Origin of the sequence: Achromobacter xylosoxidans A8 (assembly GCF_000165835.1) — a bacterium.
Classification (GTDB): Bacteria; Pseudomonadota; Gammaproteobacteria; order Burkholderiales; family Burkholderiaceae_B; genus Achromobacter; species Achromobacter xylosoxidans_B.
In genome coordinates this window covers 5,639,919-5,663,908 of record NC_014640.1, presented here as the reverse complement: position 1 = coordinate 5,663,908, position 23,990 = coordinate 5,639,919, and the positions used below count along the sequence as shown (strand labels likewise).

The following is a 23,990-nucleotide window of genomic DNA, read 5'->3' as shown; positions in this document are numbered from 1 at the left end:
TCAGGCGGCCTTCTGCATTTTGTCAAAGTGAGCGTTTTCGATGCGTTCGACTTCCGCGGCCGGGACCCAGTAGTCGACGTCGCGGTCATAGGCGCGGACGATGAACGAACCGACCATGCCGACGAAACCGACGATGGACAGCCACCAGATGTGCCAGATCAGCGCAAAGCACATGACCAGGCCAAAGGCGCCGATAACCACGCCCATGGCGGTGTTGCGCGGCATGTGGATGTCTTCGTACTTGGCCGGGCGCTTGTAGGCCTTGCCGTTCTGCTTGTCTTCCCAGAACTGGTCCAGCGAGTCAACGTGCGGCACGTGGGCGAAGTTGTAGAAAGGCGCGGGCGAAGAGATGGCCCATTCCAGCGTGCGGCCATCCCAGGGATCGCCGGTGACGTCCTGGTTCTGCTTGCGCTGGCGAACCGAGACGAACACTTGCTGCAGCAGGAACCAGATGCCCAGCATGATCAGCGCGGCGCCAGCCAGCGCGACCAGCAGGTAGGGCTGCCATTCGGGATTGTCGTAGTGGTTCAGGCGACGCGTCATGCCCTTGAAGCCCAGGATGTACAGGGGCATGAAGGCCATGAAGAAACCGACGAACCAGCAGTAGAACGAGTAGCGGCCCAGGCGCTCGTTCAGCGTGAAGCCGAACGCCTTGGGGAACCAGTAGGTCATGCCGGCGATGCAGCCGAACACCACGCCACCGATGATGGTGTTGTGGAAGTGGGCGATCAGGAACAGGCTGTTGTGCAGCACGAAGGACACGCCGGGGATGGCCAGCATCACGCCGGTCATGCCGCCGATGACGAACACGATCATGAAGCCCAGCGTCCACAGCACCGGCGTGGTGATGCGCAGGCGGCCGCGGTAGATGGTGAACAGCCAGTTGAAGATCTTCGCGCCCGTCGGGATCGAGATGATCATTGTCGCTATGCCGAAGAAGGCATTGACGTTGGCCCCCGCTCCCATGGTGAAGAAGTGGTGCAGCCAGACCAGGAACGACAGCACGCCGATGGCGGCCGTGGCGTAGACCATGGACTTGTAGCCGAACAGGGTCTTGCGGGCGAAGGTGGCCACGATTTCCGAGTACACGCCAAACGCCGGCAGCACCAGGATGTAGACCTCGGGGTGGCCCCAGATCCAGATCAGGTTCACGTACATCATGACGTTGCCGCCCATGTCGTTCGTGAAGAAGTGCGTGCCCAGGTAGCGGTCCATCGTCAACAGCGCGAGCGTGGCGGCCAGCACCGGGAAGGCGGCGACGATCAGGACGTTGGTGACCAGCGAGGTCCAGGTGAAGATCGGCATCTTCATCAGGCTCATGCCCGGCGCGCGCATGCGCAGGATGGTCACGATGAAGTTGATGCCGCTAAGCGTGGTGCCCAGCCCCGATATCTGCAGCGCCCAGATGTAGTAATCCACCCCCACGCTTGGGCTGTAGTCCAGCCCGGACAGCGGCGGATAGGCAAGCCAGCCGGTCGCGGCGAATTCGCCCACGAACAGCGAGATCATCATCAGCGCGACGCCGGCGCCGAACAGCCAGAAGCTCAGCGAGTTCAGGAACGGGTAGGCCACGTCGCGGGCGCCGATCTGCAGCGGCACCACGATGTTCATCAGCCCGGTGATGAAGGGCATCGCCATGAAGAAAATCATGATGACGCCGTGGGCGGTGAAGATCTGGTCGTAGTGGTGCGGCGGCAGGAAGCCGGCCGAGTCGGCGGACGCGACCGCCAGCTGGGTACGCATCATGATGGCGTCGGCGAAGCCGCGCAGCAGCATGATCAGGGCGACGATGATGTACATCACGCCGATGCGCTTGTGGTCGACCGAGGTCAGCCATTCCGTCCAGAGATACTTCCACTTCTGGAAGTAGGTGATGGCGCCGAAGACCGCTAGGCCTCCCAGGCACACGGCGGCCAGCGTAACCATGACGATGGGTTCATGGTACGGAATGGCCTCGAGGGTGAGTTTCCCGAGCATTGTTAGTTAATTCCTGCGATCAGATTGTTCGACGTGGGGGTGCACGTGGCGGAGTCCACGCCGGCCATCTTGGTCATGGTGCTGCCAAGAATGAAATCAAACATGGCGGGCGGCGCCGAGGAGTACTTGACGACCGGATTGCGCTCGCTGCGCTTGGCCAGTTCCGCATAGACCTCGGGGGTCAGCGCGGTCGGGGCGGCCTTGGCATCCTTGACCCAGTTGTCGAACCCTTCCTGAGACATGGCGATGGCCTTGAAGCGCATGCCGGAGAAGCCGGCGCCGCTGTAGTTGGCCGAGATGCCCGCATAGGTGCCGGCTTCGCGCGCGTTCAGGTGCAGCTTGGTCTCCATGCCCGCCATCGAGTAGATCTGGCTGCCCAGCTGGGGGATGAAGAACGAGTTCATGACCGTGGCCGAGGTGATCCGGAAGTTGACCGGAACATCGACCGGGAAGGCGATCTCGTTGACCGTGGCGATGTCGTACTCGGGGTAGATGAACAGCCACTTCCAATCCAGGGAGACCACCTCGATGGTCACCGGCTTGTGTTCGGACACGAGCGGCTTGTAGGGATCCAGCGCGTGCGTCGAGCGCCAGGTGATCACGGCCAGGATGGCCACGATGATACAAGGGACGGTCCAGACCACGACTTCGATTGCCGTGGAGTGGGCCCACTTGGGCTGGTAGTCAGCTTTGGTGTTGGATGCGCGGTATTTCCAGGCAAAGGCCAGGATCATGACAATGACCGGAATCACGACGATGAGCATGAGCCCGGTCGTCGTGAACAGCAAAGTCCTTTCCTGGATGCCGATATCTCCCTTGGGGGAGAGGATTTCCATGTTGCAGCCGCCAAGCAGCATGACCGCGCCGACGCTGAGAATGCGCGTAAGGGTCGCAAGGAGGGGGTGTTTCACGTACAGCCTTGGATGGAAGGTGGAAAATGCTGCAAAGCAGCAGACTGGAATGCTGCTAGGCAGCAACGTCCATCCTATCGGCTTGATTTGGGTCAAGCATGCGACGAATGGTCGCATTGCCTGGGAGGATTCCGCCCCAAGGGGGGCAGATTCAGGGTTTTCCTAGGGGAGCAGGAGGCTGCCCCCAGGTTCCCGGGTGCGACGATATGTCGCACCACCGCATGTGTAGGATGCGACGTTTTGTCGCATCCGCACAAATCAGTCCACGAGGACTTCGCGTTCCGGCCCCGGTTTCTTGGCCAGCTTGCGCTGCAGGGAGCGCCGATGCATGCCCAAGAGGCGCGCCGCCGCCGAAACATTGCCGCCGGTTTCGTGCAGGGCCTGGTGGATGTGCTCCCATTCCAGGCGGTGCAAGGGCGTCATGGTGGTTTCGATCGTAACGTTTTCCGGCTTTACCAGGCCCAGCGTGCGCAGGATCATGGGCGCCGTGGCGGGCTTGGGCAGGTAGTCGTCCGCACCGCGCTTGATGGCCTCGACCGCGGTGGCCACGCTGGCGTAGCCGGTGACCAGCAGGATCCGCATGTCGGCGCGCAAGGCGCGCAGCGGACGGATCAGGGTCAGGCCGGAGTCCTCGCCCAGGCGCAGGTCCACCAGGGCGAAGGCGGGGCGGATTTCCTCGGCCACGCGCAGCGCCTCGGCGATGCCGGTGGCGGTTCGGGTTTCCAGGCCGCGGCGCGACAGGCTGCGCTGCAAGGTGCGCACATACAGTTCGTCGTCGTCGATCAGCAGGCCAAGATCGGTTGGGTTCATTGCACTCAAGTCCCGGTACTCCCCAGCGGGAGGTAAAAGCGAATACGCGTGCCGCCTTCCTCGGCGGCGGTCATGGTCATTTCGCCGCCCATCTGTTCCACCGTGGCGTGCGACAGCGCCAGGCCCACGCCCAGCCCTCCCGGTTTGCCGCTGTTGAACAGGCTGGTCGCCGGCAGCAGGGTCTGGTCGGGATCGAAACCCCGTCCGTAGTCCCTGACTTCGCCGCGCAGGGCGCCATAACCGTACTCCAGATGCAGGTCCACGCGCGGCACGTCGGCGGCTTCGCCAGCGTCCGCCGCATTGTTCAGCAGGGCCTGCAGCAAGTGGGCGATGGCCGGATCGACCCGCAAGCGGCCGGGCAGGGTGCCCGAGCGTTGCAGGTCGATGGTCGGCCGGATCAAACGCCATTGCCCCACCACGCGGACCAGATCCACCGCGGTTGGGACCGCCAGATTGCGGATACGTTCCCGGCACAGGGCCAGCAGCTGGCTGAGGGTGGAGACGTCGGCGCGCAGGTCCTCGTCCTTGACCTCGGCGGCGATCTCGTCGGCCAGCAGGGTCATGGTCGCCAGCGGCGTGTTCAGTTCGTGCGCCATCGCCGCGGCGTGGGTAGCCAGGGCGACGATGCCTTCGTTGCGGGTGAAGCGTTCGCGCAGCCGCGCCAGCTCGCGCTCGCGGTCGCGCAGGTCCGAGGCCAGGCGGGTCGAAAACACCAGCACCACCACCACGGAAATCAGGAAATTGGCGCCCATGCCCCAGAGCAGCAGGGTATGGGTGTCGACGTCGCCGCGCAGGGGCTGGCCGAAGATCGCGGCCACGGCGTAACCCGAGATGCCCGCCACCGCCGCGGCCAGCGCCCAGTTGCGCGGCAGCGCCAGGGCCGCCAGCGCGGTCAGGATCAGGAACATCATGCCGAACGGATTGCTGATGCCGCCGCTCCAGCCCACCATCCAGGCCAGCACCGCCATGTCCACGAACAGATGGCCGAAGGCGGTGGCGTGGGACAGGTCGCGCCGCTGGCGCAGGCGCAGGCTGGCGTAGACGTTGAAGCCGATCAGCGCGCCGACGCCTATCCACAGCGGCTCGAGCGGCAGGGCCAGGCCCAGGACGCTGCTGGCTAGCAGGATGGTGGCGGCCTGGCCCGCGATGGCGAGCCAGCGCAGGCTGCAGAGGGTACGCAGGAATGAAAAGGCGGAACTACCGGGCATATCCAGACACAGAGGTGCCGGCTGGCTGCCGGCGGCTACGGGCGCCCGGCTGCGCGGAACGCTGGCATCCGGGGCGCGGCGGCGGGGCCGGCTGCCGCCGCGCCTGCGGGGAGGCCGGCGGTGGATGTGCAGGCATTGTATGGCGAATCAGGAGCCGCCGCCGGTCAGCGGGCGAATGATGCGTCCCTGATATGCGCACCAACTGCCCGGGTCTGCCGTCGCCTCGCCTCTGTATTAATGGATATCAGAGGTGCCGCTGTGGGCCATCGCGGGGGGAGGATAGTCTTCCTGGTCGGACGCCATCTGCCCCTGGATCTGCGCCTGCTGCAGTTCCTGTTCCACCTGGGCGCGGGTTTCGCTCTGGTGGGACATGACGGGAGGAGGGTAGTCTTCCTGGCCGAACGAGTACTGGCCGTCGGCCTTGGATTGGGCCAGTTCGGCGCTGACCTGGGCCGAGGTCTTGGCGGCGGGGGCGGTGCGGGACACCTGCCAGTCACCATAGAGATCGCGAGAGTACTGCGTGGTCTGGGCCTGGACGGCCCCGGCGGCGGCCAAGCCGGCGCATAGCAATAAGGTCCTGCTGAGGGTCTTCATGAAACGCTCCTGGCAATCAAAGCTTGCGGCCGTGGAGGGCCGCGCCTTCGTTCGCGATGCTGCTTGCGGACGATTCCTGGATGCGGGGAAAGCCTGGCCGGGCGCACCGCGAGGGCGCGCCGGGCCTTTTCCAATTCGACCCGGCGCGCGGCGCGGCGTTGCACCGCGGGCGGCCTTGTTGCAAGGAAGCTGTTTCAGCCGTGCAGTACTGCTGTCAAGCCACTTTCATGGGGACGCTGCGGGCAGGGCCTCAGTGGCCGTGGCCGGCGGCGGGAGCGGCCGCCGCGTTCAGCGGGCGCGCCACCGCGTCCACCGCCACGCGGCGCTGGCGCTTGTCGGCGTCCTCGACGATGAGCGTCAGGGCGACGTGGTCGCCCGGCGAGATCTGGCCGGCCAGGTCGATCAGCATCACGTGGTAGCCGCCGGGCTTGAGTTCCACGGCCTGCTCTGCGGGCAGGGCGATGCCGGGCACCTGGCGCATCTTCATGACGTTGTCCTGCATCGCCATTTCATGGATTTCCACATGCTTGGCGGCCTGCGATTCCACGCCGACCAGGCGGCCCGCATTGGCGGAGGTCAGTCGCATGAAGACGCCGGTGGCGTGCTGGCTGGGCACCGTGGAGCGCACCCAGGCGTCGTCCACCTTCAGGGCGGCGTCCTGGGCGAGCGCGGCGGGGTGGGCGCCCGCCAGGGCGCAGACGGTGAAGGCGGCGGCCGCCAGGGACTTGATCGCGGATTTTTTCATGATGGTTGCCTCTATATATAGGTTTGGGTCAGAGCACGGTGCGCAGGTCGTCCACGCATTCCTGCGCGCTTTGCTGGTGGCGCAGGGCGATGCGCAGCTTGCCGCTGGCGTCGATGACGTAGGTCAGCGCGGTGTGGTCCATGGTGTAGGACGAGCCGGTCGCGACCTTCTGGTAGAAGACCTTGAACGACTGGGCAGCGGCGCGCGTCTGCTCGGCATTGCCGCGCAGGCCGACGAAATCCGGGTCGAAAGCCTGGGTATAAGCGCGCAGGATTTCCGGCGTGTCGCGCTCGGGATCGACGGTGATGAAGAGGACGCGCAGCTTCTTGGCATCCGCGCCCAGCAGGCTCTTGATCTCGACGGCGCGGGTCAGCGCCGTGGGGCAGATGTCCGGGCACTGCGTGAAGCCGAAGAACAGCATGACCGGCTGGCCGGCGTAGTCGGCAAGCCGGCGTTCGCGGCCCTCGGTGTCCTGTAGCTGGAAGTCGCCGGCCGGCATGCCGGACAGGTCCATGCCGTGCAGCTTGGGCGCATCGGGGCCGCAGCCCGCCAGGGCCAGCAGGGCGAAAGAGGACAGCAGCAGGCGGCGCCGCGGATCGGGCGCGTGGGCGCGCGGCGCGCCAGCGGGCGCGCGCAGAAGGGGGGAATGCATGAAAACCTCGTCGGTTGACGGTTCGTCCAGGGGCGCGGCGGGGCCGCGCGTGCAGGCGGAGTCAGGCGAGGAATGGCGGGGCGCGGGAACCGAGAGGCGGACCCGAGGCGGTCCGGACGGGGGGCGCGTCGCGCGCGGGCGCCGGTAGCGCATGCCGGCCGGCGGCCAGCAGCAGGGGAGTGAGCGCGGGAGCGGGCGCGGGCGCCACATGCGCCAGCAGGCCGAAGGGGCAGAGCGCGCCGGCCTCGGCGGCTTCGTGTCCGGCCTTGTTCTTGTCGCCGGGCGACAGCGCCAGCGTCAGCGCCGACAGGTCGCCGGCGGCCGAGCAGAAGGTGACTTCCAGCCGGCCATCGTGCAACGCCCGGGCGTCGGGCATGTAGCCCGCGGGCACCAGGGCGCGTAGCGCCAGGGCCAGGAGTGCCAGCCATAGCACGCCCCGCGCGCGCGCGGCGCTGCCGAGGTGCTGGAGGCGGGTCAGGCGGGACATGGCGGTATTCTAGTGTGCAGGCAGGCCGTCAGGCTGCGTCCAAGCGCCGCACCAGCGCGATGTAGCGGCGCTGCGCCTGATCGGCCGGCAAGCCGGATAGCCGTTGCCAGGCGGCGTGCCGCACCTGGTCCAGCGGCGTCGCGCCGGGTTCGGGCGAGGCCGGCGCATCGCCGTGGCGCGCCTGCTGCTCGCAGGCGTACAGCCGGATGGCGATGGCGGCCGAAGGTTCGCGGGCCAGGGCCCGCCGCTCGATGAGCGCGGCTTCAAAGGCGTCGGGCAGCGCTTCGGCCGTCAGGGCCTGGGTGTCCGCGTCGATGGCGTCGCCCTCGGGCTCCCGGCCGCTGGCGGCGGCCAGCCGGCGCCACATGGCATCGTCGCGCGTGGGGTCGTCGGCCTGGGCGTTGACCTTGGAGATGGCGTTGTTGCGCAGGCGCAGCGTGTGCGTGGCGCCGCCCATATGCAACTGCGCGCCGTCCTGCACCTGGTAGCTCAGCGGCAGCGCGATGGAGCGGCCGGCGGGGGCGGGCGGGCCCACGCCCTGGATGGCGAAAGTGTTGCGCGAGTAGTCCATCAGGCGCGAGAACAGGTCGATCAGCGCGCCGCGGCCTTCATAGACGCCGCTGATGGGGCTGTCGCCTGCCTCGTTCCAGACCACGTCCTCGGCGAACAAGGGAAACAGCAATTCGAATTTCCCAGCCAGCAGCGAACCGCGGTAGGCCTCGAGCAGACGTTCGACGTCCTCCGCGCCCATGGGGGCGGCGCGTCCGGCGGCGCGCGCGGGTTGCGCCGCGGCGGGATCCTGATCCATGAATTCGAGCACATTGGCTGCGACCCGGTCGCGGTCGTTGTCCACGCAGATCATGTGATAGCTGTTGTCCAGCAGCACCAGCCGGCTGCCGGCGATCTGCTGGTGCAGCAGATGGGCCGAGCGCACGGAGGTGAGCTCGTCTTCGTGGGCGTGCACGATCAGGGTGGGGCAGCCGATGCGGTCCAGCCCGCGCCTGACGAAGCCGCGCAGCCGGTCGACTTCGCGCACGCAGGCCAGCGGCACCCAGCGGTAGTGGAAGTTCTCGCCGCGTTCGAACTTGGCCTTGACGATGGAGCGGACCAGTTCGTTCTTGATGCCGTAGGGCTCTTCCTCTTCGACCCGCATGCGCGCGCCCAGGCCCGGAATGCGGTAGACCAGCTTGCGCAGGCCGCGATACCAGGGCGTGCTCCAGCCGTCGATGAATACCGGCGCGGCCAGCGATACCAGCTTGCCCTTCTTGTGGCCCACCCGCTTGCAGAGTTCGACCGCCAGCAGCGCGCCCAGGCACATGCCCATCACGTGCAGGGTGTCGTAGCGGTCGGCGATCTCATGGTATTTGGCGGTCACGGCGTCCAACCAGGCCTCCGCGCGCACCGACACCAGGTCTTCCGGCGTGGTGCCGTGCCCGGGCAGGGTCAGGCTGTGCGTGTCGATGCCGACGCGCCTGAGCACCTTGTGCATGGATCCCAGGTCGTACTGGGTTCCGCCCAGGCCATGGATCAGCAGCGCAGCGGTGCCGGAATTGTCTGGGCTAGCGGACATCGGCCGGCTCGCGCTCGATTTCTCCCAGGCGCCACATGCCCGCCACGACCGCGACGCTGCCGTCGAAGTCGGCCAGCGGCGAGCCGCGGTCGCTGACGACGCGCCAGCCTCCGTCGGCATGCGCCAGCCGGAACGGCAGCGGTGTGCGGTCCTGCGCGCCCGCGCGCCGCGCCGCCCAGTGCATCGACAGGCGGGCGCGATCGTCCGGGTGGGCAAGCGCCAGCAGCGAGTCCAGGTCGGCGATGGCGCCGGCGGACAGCCCGAACGCGTCCTGCAGGTCGCCCGCCAGCTCCAGCGCGCCGTCATGCGGATCGTAGCGGTACATGAGTTGATGGCTGCCCGCCAGCGCCAGGTCGAAGCGGCCGCGCCATTGCTCGGCGTCGGCCTGCGCCTGCTCGCGGGCGCTGCGCAAGGTGTTGACCAGCAGCAGCAAGAGCGCCGTGACCACCAGGTAGACCTGGGTGGCCAGCAGCACGTGCCAGGGATCATTGGCCTCGACAAAGGGGCCTTCGCCCTGGGCGCTCTGGTATAGCGCCATCACCATCAAGGTGACCATCGCCAGCGTGCCGCCTTGCGGTCCCCATACCAGCGCGATCAGCACCGCGAACACCAGGGGCAGATAGGTCAGCTCGAACGACACGACGTAGGGCAGATTGCGGATCATGTCGCCGTCGAAGGTCATGAAGGTCGACACGATCATTAGCGCGTAGGCCACGGCCCCCAGCACGAAGTCGCGCAAGCGCGGGCCGCCGGAGCGGCGCGGGCGGAACTGAGCCCAGCCCGTGAAGGCCGGCGCCAGGATCAGTATGCCGGCGAGATAGGCCACCACCCAGGTGCGCAGCCGCAGCAGCGCGCCGGCCTCCTGCGTCAGCCACAGCCAGCCGCCGCCCAGTAGCGCGCTGCAGGCCGCGCCGGCCACGGCGCCGGCCAGCAGCGCGGCCACGAAGCCAGGCCCGTGCCTGCGCGGCGACAGCCGCTGCACCGTCCAGGCGGCCAGCATCGAAGACAGGCTGCCCGTGACCGCAAACACCACCGCGGTCATGGGCTGGCCGCGCCAGACCAGGGTCAGCAGCAACTGCGCGCAGAAGAAGCCGAGCAGCAGCAAGGGCCAGTCGCGGCGCCGCGTCAGCAGGTAGGCGCCGACCGCCACGCCGGGCGGCAGCCACACGAACGAAGCATGGCTGACCGGGTCGTTCAGCAGATGCGAGAACCAGCCGCAAAGCAGGTAGGGGATGGCCCACAGCAGGCAGAGCGGGTTTCTTCTGGACGAGTCTTTCATTCCCATGAGGGTCCTTGCTGGCGCATTGATCCACGGCGAAAACCGTTCGCCCCGATCTGCGGGTTATACACGCTCCGCGCCGGCCCGCGAAGCGCTCGCGCCACACCAATCCGCCAAAATCTTGGTACCCTTGAACGCACTCAGATCCCGATACTCCACCTCAGTGCCCCAGGTTTCAGTGCTCTCCTTGTCCGCTCCGGCCTTGCCCGTTTCCGTTTCATCCACAGCCGCAGCGCCCGCCAGCGGGGGCTGGACAGGCCCGTCCGCCCGCCGCTGGTTGTGCGTCCTGGCGGTCGCGCTGTTGACGTTGCTGAGCGCCTGCGGCACCACCAAGGTCCAGCCCGGCTACTACCGCGTGCAATCGGGCGACACGCTGACCCAGATCGCGCGCAAGCAGGGCACCAGCGTGAGCAATCTGGTGCGCTGGAACAATCTGTCGAATTCCAATTCCATCGAGGTCGGGCAATTGCTGCGGGTCCAGTCGCCGGCCGGGCAGGCCAGCACCTCCACCGCGCCCAGCAAGGCGCGCGGCAAGCCCGCGCCTTCGCCCAAGTCGTCGACCTCGACCGCCAAGCGCCGCACCGCTCCGCCGGGCGCGATCTCGCTGGTCTGGCCCGCCCAAGGCAAGGTCACGCGCGGCTACGATGGCTCGGGCTCAAATGGCATCGTCATCAGCAACTCATCGGGCACGCCGGTGGTGGCCGCGGCGCAAGGCACCGTGGCCTATTCCGGCAGCGGCCTGCGCGGCTACGGCCATCTGGTCATCGTCAAGCACAACGCCAGTTTTCTGAGCATCTACGCGCACAACAGCAAGCTGCTGGTCAAGGAAGGGCAGCGCGTCAGCCAGGGCCAGAAGATTGCCGAAATGGGCAATAGCGATAGCAAGCAGATCGGCCTGTACTTCGAATTGCGCTACGACGGCCAGGCGGTCGATCCGGCGGGATCCTTGCCGCCGAAGTAAGTCGCATGGCCCTCTGTGCCGTAGATGCTAGATATGCACCAGCTGCTTGAGCGAATCCAGCTTCAGGATGCATAGCTCGCCGCGCCGGTCCGAGATATAGCCCTGGCGCCGCCATTTGGCGAATATCCTGCTCAACGTTTCGGCGCGCATGCCCAGCTTGACCGCAATCTGCGAATGGCTCAGCGGCAGCACCACGGGCTGGCTGCCCTGCGGCTTGCCCGCGCGCAGGATGTACTCAGCCAGGCGCTCTTCCGCCGAACTCGACGTCAGCCAATCGATCTGGTCCGTGTGATGACGGATCAGGTTGGCACTGTGCGCCATGACGCGGCAGGCGAAGCGCGCGTCGTTCAGGCAGAGCTGGCGGAAGGCCTCGCCATTGAGCAGGCAGCCGTTGCCGTCGGTGCGTGCGCGCACGCTGTGCAGATGGCGCGGCGCGGCCTCGAACAGCGAGGACACCGATAGCCAGCCGCCCGGGCCGACATGGCCGAATACCTTGTCGCCGCCATCCGCGGTGTAGCGCAAGCCTTGCAGCGATCCCGCACACACCAGCAGGCAGGAGGAAGCCGCCTGGCCTTCCGAAAAAATCGTATCGCCCGCGCCGAACTCCAGCCAGCGGCTGCGCTCCGCCAGGGCGAGCAGGGCGGTATCGCCGACGCCATCGAACCACGGGTGCTGGCGCAGCGCCGCCATCAAGGGCGCGGATCGTGAATTGACAATAGTCATTTGGTCTGGGGGGCTGGGCCAATAAAATTAATGCGATTGATTCTTATTTGTGATCGTACCACTGCGCGGACCGTCGCCAACGGCGGGGCCGAGCGGCGCAACCAGCTCCCACATGACTTTCTCAGCGTATTTCCGCGCCGCCGTGGCGGCAGGCGCTCTCTTGTCGTCCGCCGCCGGCGCGACGCCCATCGTGTTCAAGGACATGCTGGGCAATGCCGTCAGCCTGCCCGCCCCGACGCAGCGCGCGGTGACCCTGCCCATGCCCGCCGGATCGCTGTTGATCTCGCTGGACGGGGGCGCGGAGCACCTGGCTGGCATGCATCCCAGCGCCTACGGCCTGATGAAGGACGGGTTGCTGGCGCGGATCTTCCCGGCCACGGCGGCGGTGCGCACGGACATCACCCGTTCCGGTTTCGTGCCCAATGTGGAAACGCTGCTGCAGATGCAGCCCGACCTGGTGTGGCAATGGGGGCATATGGGCGACGACCTGCTCGCACCCCTGCGCAATGCCGGGCTGCCGACCGCGGCGCTGGTGTACGGCACCGAGGACCGCACCCGCGAATGGATACGCCTGATCGGCCTGTCGCTGGGCCAGGAGGCCCGCGCGCAAGCGCAGTTGCGCTGGCGCGATCAAGTGCGGGCGGAGATCCGCGCCGTCACGGATGCCATCCCGGCCGGCCAGCGGCCAGGCGTGCTGTACCTGTCGCGCCATGCGCCGCAGCTGCGCGCCGCGGGCGGCAACACCAGCTTCGAGGATGACATCACGCTGGCGGGCGGACGCAACGTCTCCGCATCCATTGCCAGCGGCCAGACCGTGAACATCGAACAGATCATGGCCTGGGCGCCCGAGGTGATCCTGCTGAACAACTTTGAACCGGGGTTGACGCCGGAAACCTTGTACCGCGACCCGCTGTTCGCCGACATACCCGCCGTGCGCGAACGCCGCGTCTACAAGGTGCCGCTGGGCGGCTATCTGTGGGATCCCCCCAGCCAGGAATCGCCCTTGTATTGGCAGTGGCTGAGCCTGCTGCTGCATCCGGAAAAATTCTCCTGGCCCTTGCGGGACAACATCGCCCGGGCCTACGGCGAACTCTATGGCTATCAGCCGGGCGCGGACGAGATCGACGCGGTGCTGCGCCTGAAAATGAATCAAGGGGCCGCGGGCTATGAACGCTTCCGTTGAAACGGCGCGCGCGCCGGGCAGGGCGGTGCCCACGCGCCAGGGCGCATGGTCGTGGCCGTGGCTGCTGATGGCGCTGGCGCTGCCGCTTTCCGTGCTGGCGGCGCTCTGCGTCGGCCGCTATCCGCTCGCGCTGTCGCAGGTGTCCAGCGTCCTGGCCGGGCTCGCCTTGCCGGACGGTTTGGCGGCCTGGCTGCCGTCGGTCAGCGCCACGGAGCATCGCGTGGTCTTGCAGGTGCGCTTGCCGCGGGTGCTGCTGGCGGTGCTCGCAGGATCCAGCCTGGCCATGTGCGGTGCGGCGTTGCAGGGCGCCTTTCGCAATCCGCTGGTCGGTCCGCAGATCCTGGGCATTTCCTCGGGCGCCGCATTTGGCGGCTGCGCGGCGATCCTGCTGTTCTCGTCGCTGTGGGCGACGCTGGGCCTGGCGTTCGCCGGCGGCTTGCTGGCGGTGGCCATCGTCTATCTGCTGAGCCGCGCCAACGGCCGCACGACCATTCTGATGCTGGTGCTGGCGGGCGTGGTGACCAGCGCCTTTTTTTCCGCGCTGATCTCGCTGACCACCTACTTCGCCGATCCGAATGACAGCCTGCCGGCCATCGTGTTCTGGCTGATGGGCAGTTTCGCCACCGCAACCTATACCAAGCTGGCGGCGGCCGTGCCGCCCGTCGTGGCCGGCATGGCGCTGCTGTACGCGCTGCGCTTCCGCATCAATGTGCTGTCGCTGGGCGACGAGCAGGCCAGCGCCATGGGCATTGCCGTCGAGCCCTTGCGCTGGCTGCTGCTGGGCTGCGCCACGCTGGTGGTCTCGGCCAGCGTGGCCGTATCGGGCACCGTGGGTTGGGTAGGGCTGGTGGTGCCGCACATCGCGCGCATGCTGGTCGGTCCCGACCACCGGGTGCTGCTGCCCGCCAGCGCCCTGATAGGCGGCACCTACATGGTGTGGGTCGATACCGTGGCCCGCAGCGCCACCAGCGCCGAGATTCCGCTGGGCGTGATTACCGCGCTGATCGGCGCGCCGCTGTTCGCATGGCTGTTGCGCCGCGCCCAGCGCGGGGGAGCGCAGCATGCTTGAGCTGAAGCAATTGGCCGTGCAGGCCGGCGGCCGCCGCCTCTTGAGCGATCTGTCGCTAAGCCTGTCCGCCGGACAGATCCTGGCGGTGCTGGGACCGAACGGGCGCGGCAAGACCACGCTGCTGCGCACCATTCTCGGACTGAACGCGCCTGCCGCGGGCAGCGTCCGTCTGCAGGGCCACGCTGCCTATGTGCCCCAGCGCAGCGACACGCTCTATGCCTATGACGTGCTGACCATGGTCAGCATGGGCCGCGCGCGCCATCTGCGCTGGTACGCATCGCCCGGCGCGCACGACTGGCGCATCGCCCGCGAATGTCTGGGCGAAGTTGGCTTGGCGCATCTGGCGGACCGTCCCTTCCACGCCTTGAGCGGCGGCGAACAGCAACTGGCCTGCATCGCGCGCGCCATGGCCAGCGCCAGTCCCATGATCATCCTGGACGAGCCCGCGGCCGCCCTGGACCTGCGCAATCAGGACGTGGTCCTGTCGTTGCTGCGCCGGCTGGCGCGCGAACAGGGCCTGGCCGTGGTCTTCACCACGCACCAGCCGCAGCACGCGCAGCACATCGCCGACCAGACCCTGCTCATGCATGCCGATGTCTGCGAAACCGGTCCGACCTCCGCCATGTGCGTCGACGAACGCCTGAGCCGCCTGTACGGCCTGCCGGTGCGCGTGGCCACCTTGCGCGGCGAAGCCGGCGACATCCTGGGCGTGATCCCTGTTTTCCGTTGAACCATGAAAAACACCATTGCCTACCTGAACAACTGGACCGGTGACGGCCCTGCCGCGCTGACTGGCGGCGCCGCGCCGCGCGCCGCCTGCCTGCCGCTGTATCAGCTGCATGAACGCGATCTTTCCGGCTACCGCGCGCTGTTGGTCCCGGCGCACACCGACCAGCGCTACTTGCTGGAGCACAGCGCGCTCCTGGAAGCCTATCTGGAAGCGGGCGGCACGCTGGTCTTCAACGGCCATGTCGCCTATCCCTTCCTGCGCTGGCTGGCGCCCTTCGTGCCGGGATCCGGCGCAGGCATCGCGGGCCTGCGGGTGCAGCGTGCAGCGTCCCATCCGGTGTTCGACGGCGTGGACCCCGAACACCTGACGTTCCGGCGCGGCGTGGCGGGTTTCTATGCGCGCGGCGGCAATCCCGCGCCGGACGGCGCGCAGGTACTCAACACGCTGGGTCCCGATGCCCAGCCCATCGACTGGGTCCTGGCCCTGCCAGGAGGCGGACGCCTGCTGGTCCATTCCGGCAATGACCTGTGGATGTACGCCGGCAGCGCCGACAGCGCCGGCCGCATCGTTCCCCAACTGTTCGACTGGCTGCACGGAGACGCGGCATGACCGCAGGACGCACCCCCGTGATCGCGGCGCTGGACGCCGGCACCTACTACCACCATCGCACCTTCCGTACGCCGGAGCTGATGCCTCACATCGACCGGACGATATACCTCCGCGACCTGGACGAGGCCGCGCTGCGGGGCTGCGACGCGCTGATCGTGTCGTGCCGCAGCAATCCGGATCTGCTGGTACCGCACCGCGATCTCTGGCGCCGCTTCCTGGCCGCCGGCAAGACCCTGGTCGCCATGGGCGAAACCCATTCCGAGCGCTGGCTGGACGGCGTGCGCTGGACCCCGTCCGAAGTGAATTTCTGGTGGTGGAAAGAGCCGGGCGCCGATTCCGGCCTGCGCCTGGCGGCGCCCGCGCATCCGCTGTTCAGCACCCTGACGCTGGCCGACGCTACCTGGCACCAGCACGGCTCCTTCGAACCGCCGCCAGGCGCGCTGTCCTTGATCGACAAGGCCGGCGCTGGATCGGTGCTGTACGAGGACAGGCACAGCACGCCGGGTCGCCTGATCGTGACCTCGCTGGACCCGATGTATCACCACGGCAGCTACTTCATGCCCGCTTCCAGCCGGTTCCTGCGCGGCTTCCTGCCCTGGCTGAGGGATTCCACGCCGGCCATCGATCAAGACCTGCCTCCCGCCTGACGAGGCGCGGACCGCCGCGCCCATTCCGATTTTGCCCCCTCTCTTGTGTGCATGTATGCAACGCTCCTATCTTTATGCCCCCTTGGTCGGCGCCGGACTGCTGACCGCCGCCATCGCCGCGCCCAGCGCCGCGGCCGACGTACCGCAATTGCCGTCGATCCAGGTCACGGCCGACGGCCAGCCCGATGACGGCCGCCTGCGACCCATGGGGGCCACGCCGCCCGCCGCCTCGATCGATCATAACGTCACGCAAGCCGTCAGCGTGGTCGACAGCCAGGACATCGATCGGCTGAACACGATGAGCACGCTGGACCTGCTGGGCCGCGTGCCCAACGCCACCGTCAGCCGTAGCGGCGGCATCGCCGGCACGCTGTTCCTGCGCGGACTCAATACCAACGACATGCGGGTGCCGATGTTCATCGACGGCGACCGCTTCCGCGGCCGCAACACCTTGCAGTTCATGCTCATCAGCCCGACCGAGATCGAACAGGTCGAGGTGGTGCGCGGGCCGAACTCCTCGCGTTTCGGCAGCGACGGCCTGGGCGGACTGGTCAACTTCGTCACCAAGCGGGCGCATGGCAATCTGAGCCAGCCCTTCGGGTTGAATGGCGGCGAAGCCTCGGTCACGTACAACACCAACGGCGATGGCGTGCAGAGCAATGTGGCGCTGGAAGGCGCCGGCGACGGCTTCGACCTGCGCGTCTACGCCACCGGACGCCGCGCCAGCAATTACGACAGCGCGGCGGGCGAAGTGCCCAACAGCGACTTCCGCGGCGCGGGCGGCGGCATCGTGCTGGGCTATATGCCCGACGCGCGCCAGCGCATCGAGGCCAGCGCGCGCGTGGCCTATGTGAAGGACGGCGCGGCCGGCACGGTGCCGCAATATCCCTTGAGCTACAGCCGCCGCGACCCGCTCAAGGTCAAGCAGGGCAGGCTGGCCTACAGCGGCGAGTTCGATGGCGTCATCAGCGCGCTCAAGGCCAGCGTCTATGTGAACGAGTTCGGCACCGTCATGGCCACGCACAACCAGACCAATCCGGCGCGCGTGGTGGATGCGCGCAGCAATGTGATCGGGCCGGTGGTGTGGGGCGGCAACGTTGCGGCAACGGTGCCCTGGGCCGACACCAACACGACCTTCGGCCTGGACTTCATGCACGAACGCCGTCCCGGATCAGAATCGCGCAGCGACATCACCGTGCGCCGCCCCAACGGCACCACCACGACCACCAGCACGTCCTATGCCAAGACGGGCCCTGACCAGTACCAGACCAACGTCGGCGCATTCCTGACCACGGAATGGAAGCCCGCGCCGAAATGGACCGTTACGGCAGGCGGCCGCTTCGACTGGTTCAAGTCCGACGTGGGGCTGGAGCCCTTGCCCTCGCCCAATCTGCTGCCCGCGTTCCGCGCCGCGCAGAACAGCACCGAAACCGCCACCACCGGCAGCCTGGGGCTGGCCTACCGCGCTACCGAGGTGGTCGAATTGCTGGGCAGCGTGGGCAGCTCGTTCCGCATGCCGTGGACCTCGGAAATGTTCAGCAGCGGCTATACCGGAACCAGCTACACCATTCCGAACCCCGGCCTGAAGCCGGAACGCGGCGTCACCGTGGAAGCCGGCACCCGGCTGCACTTTGAGCAGGCCACTGTCGGCCTGACCGCCTTCCGCAGCAACTACAGCGACTTCCTGGAGAACGTCACCACCTCTTATGAGGGCCTGCCCGCCACGCAGCGCCGCAACGTCGGCCGGGCGCGGATCCAGGGACTGGAGCTGGATTGGCGCTGGCAGCTGAGCCGCGAGGTCAATCTGTACGGCAACGCCAGCTACCTGCACGGCACCAACCGCACGACGGACACGCCGCTGCAATCGATCGCGCCCTTCAGCGGCCTGCTGGGCGTGCAATACATGAGCCCCAACGAAGCCTATGCGCTCAGCGGCGAACTGCAGTGGGCCAAGGGCCAGAGCCGCTACGCCGAGCGCACCGAATATCCGGCTGCGGGCTTCGGTGTCGTGAACCTGTACGCCCAGTTCCAGCTGGATCGCCTGGGGCTGCCGCAGGCCGGCAATACGCAGGTCGTGCTGGGCGTGAACAACCTGTTCGACCGCGCCTACCGCACGGCGGCGACCTCATCCAACGTGGCCTATGCCATGACCGATCTGAATCCGCTGCTGGAACCCGGCCGCAGCTTCAGCCTGACGCTGCGCACGCGCTTCTGAATTCGCCAGCCCACCTGGGCGCGCCCTGGCGCGTCCTTCAACCCTAGACCCATCTTTGCGCCAGCGGGCCGCCATGGCGGCGGTCCGTGACCGCGCACGACACGGAGATATTCCATGACTACCCCCGAACAACGCGCTTCCTCCTTGACCGTGACGGCCGAGGAGGGGCCGCTGCCCATCTGTTTCGACGCCGTCCAGGCCTATCACGGCCATGGGGCGCTGGCCATGCTGGCGCTGACCTTCCAGGGCCTGCGCGGCGCGTTGCCGAAGCTGGAGCAAGACGGCGTGCCGGCGCCGCGCAAGGAGTTGTCCGTCGTCAGCGGGCATCCCGGCCCGGGCGTGCGCGACGCGTTCGAATTCGTCACGCGCGCCGTCACGCGCGGCTGCTACACGGTGGACCTGACGCTGCCCGAAGCGCGCTACAGCCGCAGCGCGGACAAGTCGTACAGCTTCCATCTGCGCCGCGGCGCGCGCAGCGTCCAGGGCGTGCTGCGCCCCGGCGTGCTGCCGCCGGAATTCTTTGATTTGCTCGGTAATCCGGCGCCGGACGCGCAGCGCGTCCACGCCCAGCTGCGGCGCGACATCGCTGCGCGGGTCGTCGTCGCCGAACCGGAATCGTTGTTCGATTATGTCGTGACGGACAGCGAAAACTGAGGCGGCACGGGCGGCGGGCCGGGCGGGACTTCCGCCGTCCTACAGCGCCGCTTCCTGCGTCAAGGTTGAAATGAACGCGGCCGTGCGCGGGTCCGCCGGCTGGCTGAACAGGGTGCGCGAATCACCGGATTCGACCACCGTGCCGTCCAGCAGGAACACCACCTCGCGCGACACGCTGGCCGCCAGGCGCAGGTCATGGGTGGCCATCAGCATGGTCATGCCTTCGGCTGCAAGCTGGCGCAGCACGTCCACCACTTCGGCCGCCAGGCCAGGGTCCAGCGCCGAGGTCGGCTCGTCGCACAACAGTACGCGCGGCGCGGGCGCCAGCGCGCGGGCGATGGCCACGCGCTGCTGCTGGCCGCCCGACAGGTTGGCGGGCCAGGCGTCGCGCTTTTCCAGCATGCCGACCTTGCGCAGCAGTTCCTCGGCGCGGGCGCGCGCGCGGTCCTGCGGCCACTTCTGTACCGTCAGCAGCCCTTCCATGACGTTGCCGATGACGGTCTGGTGCGGGAATAGCTGGAAGTTCTGGAACACCATGCCGGTCTGCTTGCGCACGCGCTGGACCTGATCGCGCGAGAGCTTGTGCCCGGGCTCGAATTGCACCGTTTCCGGCCCGATCTCCAGCGTGCCGCGGTCGGGAACTTCCAGCAGGTTCACGCAGCGCAGCAGGGTGCTTTTGCCGCTGCCGGACGGACCGATCAGGGCGGTGACGCTGCCTTCGGCGATGCTCACATCCACCTGCTTGAGCACGGGATTGCCGCCGAACGCCTTCTCTATCTTTTCCAGGCGGATCATCGGTTTTTCTCGTTAAAGACCGCATGCTGGCCGAAGCGCCGTTCCAGGCGGACCTGCGCGGCGGACAGGACGGAGCTGAACACCAGGTAGATCAGCGCCGCCTCGGTGTACAGGATCAGCGGTTCATAGGTGACGGCGGCGATGCGCTGCGCGGCCTGGAAGATCTCGGGCACGGTCAGCACCGCCGCCAGCGAGGTGTCCTTGACCAGCGCGATGAAGGAGTTGGACAGGGGCGGCACCGCCACCCGCGCCGCCTGCGGCAGGATGGTCCGGCGCAGCGCCTGCGCCCGCGTCATGCTCAGCGAATAGGCCGCTTCCCACTGGCCCTTGGTGATGGACTCGATGGCGCCGCGTATCACTTCCGAGTTGTACGCGCCGACGTTGAGGGTGAAGCCGATCAGCGCGGCGGGCAGCGGGTCCAGCACGATGCCGACGCTGGGCAGGCCGTAGAAGATCACGAACAGCTGCACCAGCAACGGCGTGCCGCGGATCAGCCAGACGTAGAAGCGCACCAGGGCCACCAGCGGCGCGGGGCCGAACAGGCGGATCAGCGCCACCACGAAGGCCAGCGCCAGGCCCAGCGCGAACGACATCAACGTCAGCGGGACCGTGAACATCAGCCCCGCGTGCAGCAGCGGCCAGAACGAGTCCAGCATCAGCTGCACCCAGGCCGGCACCGCCCAGTTGCCGAGTTGCGCCAGCAGCCAGTCGGGCAGGACGGATTGCAGCCAGGGGGGTAGCGTCATGTGCGCTCCGCTCGCTTATTGCGCCGACAGGTCCGTGCCGAAGTACTTGACCGAGATGGTCTTGTAGGTGCCGTCCGCCTTGATGTCGGCCAGCGCCTTGTTGATGGCGGCCTGCAGCTCGGGGTTGCCCTTGCGGATCAGCACGCCCGAATTGCTGAATTCGGCGGTCTTGTCGGTGGCGGCGATCTTTACCTTGGCATTGGGCTTCTGCTTCTTGAAGTCCAGGAACGACAGGTTGTCGTTCACCGTGGCCTCGACCCGGCCCGAGGTCAGCAGGTCGATGGCTTCATTGAAGCCCTGCACCGCGATCACTTCCGCGCCGTGCTGTTGCGCCAGCTTGCCGAAGTTGCTGGTCAGCGTGTTGGCGGACTTCTTGCCCTTCAGGTCGTCGAAGGACTTGATGCTGGTGTTGTCGTCGCGCACGATCAGCACCGCGGCCGACGAGATGTAGGGATCGGAAAAATCGTATTTGGCGCGGCGCGCGTCGGTGATGCCGACCTGGTTGATCACCGCGTCGTAGCGCTTGGCGTCCAGGCCGGCGATCAGGCCGTCCCACTTGCCTTCGACGAATTGCGCCTTGACGCCCAGGCGTTCGGCGATGGCGCGGCCGATGTCCACGTCAAACCCGGTAAGCTGCCCGGATGCGTCGTGGAAAGTGAAGGGGGCGTAGGTGCCTTCGGTGCCGATCTTGAAAACGCCGGCGGATTTGATCTGGTCCAGTCCGGATTGGGCGTGGGCCGCGGACAAGGCGGCGACCTGGACCAGGCCGGCGACGAACAGCGTACGGAAGAGTTTCATGGCGGTGCTCCACGGATGGCAGATATCTCGGTGGAGAGCATCCGTGCCTGCAATGCCCTCCGGCGTAGCCGCACTCTAACAACGCGTCTATTTTTCCACAAAGCATAAGGAATAGTAAAAATATAGCTGCAAGTCATATGGCGATACCCATGCCCCGGCGCCCGGCGACCGGGGTTCATCCAGGCAGGACTTCGATGGAGAGCGGTGTGGAACAGCAATGGAACAGGCGGGCTTTCATGATGGCGGCCGCAGGCGCGGCGGCGGCAAGCGCAATGCCCGCCCAGGCCGCGGACGGTACGCGGCTGATGCCGGGCAGCGGCAGCATCACGCAAGTGGCGGGGCTGCGGGTGGGGCACTACACCGACACGCGTCGCCCGACGGGCTGTACCGTCATCATCGCCGAGGCTGGCGCGACCGCCGGGGTCGACGTGCGCGGCGCGGCGCCCGGCACACGGGAAACCGACCTGCTCAATCCCGTGAACATGGTCGAAAAAGTGCACGCGGTGGTGCTGTCCGGCGGCAGCGCCTTTGGCCTGGACGCGGCCTCGGGCGTCATGCGCTATCTGGAAGAAAAGAAGATCGGCTTCGACGTGGGCGTGGCGCATGTGCCCATCGTGCCCTCGGCCATCCTGTTCGACCTGGGGGTGGGCGACGCCTCGATCCGGCCGGACGCGGCCGCGGGCTACCAGGCCTGCAAGTCGGCCACCGACGCCGCGCCGCAGGAGGGCAACGTGGGCGCCGGAGCCGGAGCGACGGTGGGTAAGCTGTACGGCCCCAAGCGCGCCATGAAGGGCGGCATCGGCAGCGCCTCGCTGACCGTGGCGGGCGTGACCGTGGGCGCCATCGTCGCGGTCAATGCGGTGGGCGACGTGGTGGACCCGGCTACCGGACGCATCCTGGCCGGCGCGCGCACCTCTGACGGCAAGATGCTGCTGGATACCCGAGCCGCCATCCTCGCGGGCGACCTGCCCAAGTCCATGCGGCCGGGCACCGCCACCACCATCGGCCTGGTCGCGACGGACGCCAAGCTGACCAAGGCGCAGGCACAGAAGATCGCCGGCATGGCGCATGACGGCCTGGCCCGCACCATCAATCCCATCCACACCATGCTGGACGGCGACACCATCTTTGCGCTGGGCACCGGCACGTCCGGCAAGCCGGGCAACGTGATGCTGTTGGGCGTGATGGCGGCCGAGGCCATGGCGATCGCGGTGCAGCGCGCCATTCTCTCGGCGCGCGCGCTGGAAGGCTATCCGGCGGCGGTGGACTTCGTCGCCTGACGCCATGCCGCCCTGACCTCGGCCTGTCACACAACCGGGCCATCATGGGTGGCGCCGGCGCATGGCCGGCGGGCGGAGGGCGTGCATGTACAAGGGCGAACGATTCAACGGCGCGACGCACCTGGCCGGCCTGGCGCTCGCCGTGGCCGCCTCGGGCGCGCTGATCGCCCGCGCCGCCGAACTGAAGGTGGACACGCGGCAGGTCGTTGCCTGCGCCGTGTTCGCCGCGTCGATGATCGCGGTCTATGCCTCGTCGGTGCTGTTCCATTGCACCCGCGGCCGCCGCAAGGCGCTGTGGGCCAAGGCCGACCATTGCGCGATCTACCTGCTGATCGCCGGCACCTACACGCCGCTGGCCTACGGGCCGGTGGAGCACGGCTGGGGCGCGGCCATGGGCGTGGCGATCTGGGCGCTGGCCGCGGTCGGCATCAGCCGCGAACTGTGGTGGGCGCGCGGCGCGGCGCCGGCCCTGCCGCTGTATCTGGCGATGGGCTGGCTGGGCGTGATGTTTGCAGCGCCGATAGCGGGCGCCTTGTCCGCGGCCGGGCTCGCCTGGCTGCTGGCGGGCGCGGCGATTTATACCGCCGGCACCCTGTTCTACGCCAATGACCAGCGCTGGCCGCATGCCCACGGCATCTGGCACCTGTTCGTCATGGGCGGCACGGCCTGCCACTTCGTGACGGTGTTCGGCTTCCTGAGGCTGAGTCCGGCCTGATCCGGGCCGTTTCCGGCGCCTGTAAATCCAGGCCTGGGCCGATGCCCGCGCTGGCGAGCCGGCGCTGCCGGTCTAGCGCCAGCTTGCCAGCGGCAGCATGCCGCCGCGGTTCTTCACTTTGCGCATGACGATATGCGAGGACAGATTCCGCACGCCCGGGATCTTGCTTAGCTTGTCTTCGACGAACAGTGAGAACGCCTTCAGATTGCGCGTGCTGACTGTCAGGATGTAGTTGGACGCGCCGGTCACGATGCTGGCCTCGGTGATCTCATCATGCAGCGCGATGCCGGCCAGAAACTCCTCGTGCCAGCCCGGGCGCGACTGGTCCAGCGACACATGGACGATGGCCTCCAGCTCGAAACCCAGCTTTTCCGCGTCCAGCACGGCGCGATAGTTGCGGATCAGTCCGCTTTCCTCCAGGGCGCGCACCCGCCGCAGGCAGGCCGAGGGCGACAGCGCCACCTGCTCGGCCAAGTCCTGGTTGCTGAGGTGGCCGTCTTCCTGCAGCCGGTAAAGAATGCGCTGGTCTATGGCGTCGATCTGCATGGTGCAATCAAATTCCAAAAATACGGACTACGTGCAATCCAATGCGGAAACCTAGGGTATTCCGCGCCTGATTTTGCAATTTATCA

The 23,990-nt window shown here is 67.5% G+C and carries 25 protein-coding genes; 10 read left to right on the top strand and 15 right to left on the bottom strand.

Annotation, left to right across the window (positions count from 1 at the left end; translation table 11 throughout):
- The 10 genes from cyoB to AXYL_RS26135 all read right to left on the bottom strand — a co-directional run bounded on the left by cyoB (window position 1) and on the right by AXYL_RS26135 (window position 10,233).
- Window positions 1-1,977 carry a cytochrome o ubiquinol oxidase subunit I gene (gene cyoB, locus AXYL_RS26180; protein WP_013395891.1) on the bottom strand — a complete coding sequence of 659 codons (1,977 nt, stop codon included), beginning with the start codon at window positions 1,975-1,977 and terminating at the stop codon, window positions 1-3.
- 2 nt (window positions 1,978-1,979) lie between these two features.
- Window positions 1,980-2,888, bottom strand: a complete 909-nt coding sequence (cyoA, locus tag AXYL_RS26175) for a ubiquinol oxidase subunit II (protein WP_013395890.1) — start codon at window positions 2,886-2,888, stop codon at window positions 1,980-1,982.
- Window positions 2,889-3,146: 258 nt separating this feature from the next.
- Window positions 3,147-3,698, bottom strand: a complete 552-nt coding sequence (locus AXYL_RS26170) for a response regulator transcription factor (protein WP_013395889.1) — start codon at window positions 3,696-3,698, stop codon at window positions 3,147-3,149.
- Between the two features lie 5 nt (window positions 3,699-3,703).
- Entirely contained in the window at window positions 3,704-4,906 is a 1,203-nt protein-coding gene (locus AXYL_RS26165) for an ATP-binding protein (RefSeq protein WP_013395888.1), read from the bottom strand.
- A gap of 234 nt (window positions 4,907-5,140) precedes the next feature.
- A complete protein-coding gene (locus AXYL_RS26160; protein WP_013395887.1) occupies window positions 5,141-5,500 on the bottom strand; it encodes a DUF4148 domain-containing protein in 360 nt (119 codons plus the stop codon).
- A 250-nt stretch (window positions 5,501-5,750) separates the two neighbouring features.
- On the bottom strand, window positions 5,751-6,245 hold the full coding sequence (locus tag AXYL_RS26155; RefSeq protein ID WP_013395886.1) for a copper chaperone PCu(A)C: 495 nt from the start codon (window positions 6,243-6,245) through the stop codon (window positions 5,751-5,753).
- 28 nt (window positions 6,246-6,273) lie between these two features.
- Window positions 6,274-6,897: an SCO family protein gene (locus AXYL_RS26150; protein ID WP_013395885.1), complete on the bottom strand. Its 624-nt coding sequence runs from the start codon at window positions 6,895-6,897 to the stop codon at window positions 6,274-6,276.
- Window positions 6,898-6,958: 61 nt separating this feature from the next.
- The gene (locus tag AXYL_RS26145) at window positions 6,959-7,384 is read right to left on the bottom strand and encodes a DUF2946 family protein (RefSeq protein ID WP_013395884.1); all 426 of its coding nucleotides are present in this window, start codon (window positions 7,382-7,384) and stop codon (window positions 6,959-6,961) included.
- Between the two features lie 28 nt (window positions 7,385-7,412).
- Window positions 7,413-8,954 carry an acyl-CoA-binding protein gene (locus tag AXYL_RS26140; RefSeq protein WP_013395883.1) on the bottom strand — a complete coding sequence of 514 codons (1,542 nt, stop codon included), beginning with the start codon at window positions 8,952-8,954 and terminating at the stop codon, window positions 7,413-7,415.
- Window positions 8,944-10,233: an MASE1 domain-containing protein gene (locus AXYL_RS26135; protein ID WP_013395882.1), complete on the bottom strand. Its 1,290-nt coding sequence runs from the start codon at window positions 10,231-10,233 to the stop codon at window positions 8,944-8,946. Before AXYL_RS26135 ends, AXYL_RS26140 begins: the two co-directional genes overlap by 11 nt.
- Window positions 10,234-10,510: 277 nt before the next feature.
- Between AXYL_RS26135 and AXYL_RS26130 the strand changes: the two genes are divergently transcribed.
- The gene (locus AXYL_RS26130) at window positions 10,511-11,194 is read left to right on the top strand and encodes a M23 family metallopeptidase (RefSeq protein ID WP_041654282.1); all 684 of its coding nucleotides are present in this window, start codon (window positions 10,511-10,513) and stop codon (window positions 11,192-11,194) included.
- Between the two features lie 27 nt (window positions 11,195-11,221).
- Here AXYL_RS26130 and AXYL_RS26125 read toward each other — a convergent pair whose 3' ends face one another.
- Complete coding sequence (locus AXYL_RS26125; RefSeq protein ID WP_148260634.1) at window positions 11,222-11,917, bottom strand: Crp/Fnr family transcriptional regulator; 696 nt, start codon at window positions 11,915-11,917, stop codon at window positions 11,222-11,224.
- A 112-nt stretch (window positions 11,918-12,029) separates the two neighbouring features.
- Here AXYL_RS26125 and AXYL_RS26120 point away from each other — a divergent pair, with 112 nt between their 5' ends.
- The 7 genes from AXYL_RS26120 (at window position 12,030) to AXYL_RS26090 (ending at window position 19,024) form a co-directional block, all read left to right on the top strand.
- The gene (locus tag AXYL_RS26120) at window positions 12,030-13,100 is read left to right on the top strand and encodes an ABC transporter substrate-binding protein (RefSeq protein WP_013395879.1); all 1,071 of its coding nucleotides are present in this window, start codon (window positions 12,030-12,032) and stop codon (window positions 13,098-13,100) included.
- Window positions 13,084-14,169 (top strand): FecCD family ABC transporter permease, encoded by a 1,086-nt coding sequence (locus AXYL_RS26115; protein WP_080551096.1) that lies wholly within the window; start codon window positions 13,084-13,086, stop codon window positions 14,167-14,169. Before AXYL_RS26120 ends, AXYL_RS26115 begins: the two co-directional genes overlap by 17 nt.
- Window positions 14,162-14,899, top strand: a complete 738-nt coding sequence (locus AXYL_RS26110) for an ABC transporter ATP-binding protein (RefSeq protein WP_013395877.1) — start codon at window positions 14,162-14,164, stop codon at window positions 14,897-14,899. The genes AXYL_RS26115 and AXYL_RS26110 overlap by 8 nt, the downstream gene beginning before the upstream one ends.
- 3 nt (window positions 14,900-14,902) lie before the next feature.
- Window positions 14,903-15,508 carry a hypothetical protein gene (locus tag AXYL_RS26105; protein WP_013395876.1) on the top strand — a complete coding sequence of 202 codons (606 nt, stop codon included), beginning with the start codon at window positions 14,903-14,905 and terminating at the stop codon, window positions 15,506-15,508.
- Window positions 15,505-16,155, top strand: coding sequence for a hypothetical protein (locus tag AXYL_RS26100; protein WP_013395875.1), 651 nt, complete (start codon window positions 15,505-15,507; stop codon window positions 16,153-16,155). Before AXYL_RS26105 ends, AXYL_RS26100 begins: the two co-directional genes overlap by 4 nt.
- A gap of 55 nt (window positions 16,156-16,210) precedes the next feature.
- Window positions 16,211-18,370 carry a TonB-dependent receptor gene (locus AXYL_RS26095; RefSeq protein WP_013395874.1) on the top strand — a complete coding sequence of 720 codons (2,160 nt, stop codon included), beginning with the start codon at window positions 16,211-16,213 and terminating at the stop codon, window positions 18,368-18,370.
- Between the two features lie 114 nt (window positions 18,371-18,484).
- Entirely contained in the window at window positions 18,485-19,024 is a 540-nt protein-coding gene (locus AXYL_RS26090; protein WP_013395873.1) for a hypothetical protein, read from the top strand.
- A 39-nt stretch (window positions 19,025-19,063) separates the two neighbouring features.
- Here AXYL_RS26090 and AXYL_RS26085 read toward each other — a convergent pair whose 3' ends face one another.
- From AXYL_RS26085 to AXYL_RS26075, 3 genes are all read right to left on the bottom strand, one after another.
- Window positions 19,064-19,819, bottom strand: a complete 756-nt coding sequence (locus AXYL_RS26085) for an amino acid ABC transporter ATP-binding protein (RefSeq protein WP_013395872.1) — start codon at window positions 19,817-19,819, stop codon at window positions 19,064-19,066.
- Window positions 19,816-20,496: an ABC transporter permease subunit gene (locus tag AXYL_RS26080; RefSeq protein WP_041656162.1), complete on the bottom strand. Its 681-nt coding sequence runs from the start codon at window positions 20,494-20,496 to the stop codon at window positions 19,816-19,818. The genes AXYL_RS26085 and AXYL_RS26080 overlap by 4 nt, the downstream gene beginning before the upstream one ends.
- Window positions 20,497-20,580: 84 nt before the next feature.
- Window positions 20,581-21,363, bottom strand: a complete 783-nt coding sequence (locus AXYL_RS26075) for an amino acid ABC transporter substrate-binding protein (protein WP_013395870.1) — start codon at window positions 21,361-21,363, stop codon at window positions 20,581-20,583.
- Between the two features lie 194 nt (window positions 21,364-21,557).
- On the opposite strand from AXYL_RS26075, the gene AXYL_RS26070 reads away from it, so the two are divergent.
- Both AXYL_RS26070 and trhA read left to right on the top strand, forming a co-directional pair.
- Window positions 21,558-22,643, top strand: a complete 1,086-nt coding sequence (locus AXYL_RS26070) for a P1 family peptidase (RefSeq protein WP_013395869.1) — start codon at window positions 21,558-21,560, stop codon at window positions 22,641-22,643.
- A gap of 85 nt (window positions 22,644-22,728) precedes the next feature.
- Window positions 22,729-23,358, top strand: coding sequence for a PAQR family membrane homeostasis protein TrhA (gene trhA, locus AXYL_RS26065; protein WP_013395868.1), 630 nt, complete (start codon window positions 22,729-22,731; stop codon window positions 23,356-23,358).
- Between the two features lie 72 nt (window positions 23,359-23,430).
- On the opposite strand, the gene AXYL_RS26060 is transcribed toward trhA, so the two are convergent.
- Window positions 23,431-23,904 carry an Lrp/AsnC family transcriptional regulator gene (locus AXYL_RS26060; RefSeq protein WP_013395867.1) on the bottom strand — a complete coding sequence of 158 codons (474 nt, stop codon included), beginning with the start codon at window positions 23,902-23,904 and terminating at the stop codon, window positions 23,431-23,433.
- Between the last annotated feature and the right edge of the window lie 86 nt (window positions 23,905-23,990).